The 893-nt window shown below is 45.9% G+C and carries 1 protein-coding gene; it reads right to left on the bottom strand.

What is annotated here, in order from left to right; translation table 11 throughout:
* A partial coding sequence (locus ACS8FD_RS18160) for an O-acetylhomoserine aminocarboxypropyltransferase/cysteine synthase family protein (RefSeq protein WP_439276878.1) occupies window positions 1–837 on the bottom strand: 837 nt, incomplete at its 3' end.
* Window positions 838–893: the final 56 nt, after the last annotated feature.

Here is an 893-nt window from a genome sequence, read left to right as displayed (position 1 = left end):
AACGCGAGCACGAGCTATAAAAGCTGCTGCGCCCACATCTTTTACAAAGTTTACGCCATGATAACTGTCATCTGGGGTGTTTAATAGTGGAAAGCGTTCAGGATAATCACCCCACGCGAAGGTCCCACCATCAACGATAGCGCCACCAATTGAAGTACCAGTGCCACTCATATATTTGGTCAATGAATGAATGACGATATCAGCGCCGAACTCAAACGGACGACAGAGTGCTGGCGTCGCCACCGTATTATCAATCAATACAGGCACCCCATACTCGTGGGCGATATCACTGACCGCTTGAATATCGATAATATTGCCCAGCGGATTACCGATGCTTTCGGCAAAGACCATCTTGGTTTTATCATCGATCAAATGACGAATAGCCTCAGGGTCTTTGTGATCAAAAAAGCGAACTTCGATACCTTGGCGTGGTAGCGCATGAGCGAACAGATTATAAGTCCCGCCGTATAGAGTCGATACTGCAACAATATTGTCGCCTGCCTCACAGATGGTTTGAATGGCATAAGTGATGGCAGCCATACCAGAGGCGACCGCAAGTGCCCCAATACCGCCTTCAAGCGCTGCTACGCGCTCCTCTAGTACCGCATTGGTCGGATTCATAATACGGGTGTAGATATTCCCTGCAACCTTGAGGTCAAATAAGTCTGCCCCGTGCTGCGTATTATCAAAGGCATAGGAGCTGGTATGATAAATAGGCACTGCCACTGATTTGGTTGTCGGCTCAACAGTGTAACCTGCATGAATGGCAAGTGTCTCTAAGTGCGCAGTATTCTTTAGGTTATTGTCAGTATTATTCTCTGGTTGTCCATCACTCATCACATACTCCTTAACATTAATTGAAAACGTATTGAATAAAAATAATCTCTAAAAAA

Source organism: Psychrobacter sp. 1U2, assembly GCF_051847575.1.
Note: the sequence above shows the minus strand (reverse complement) of the source record. Positions and strands in the feature narration are given on the sequence as shown.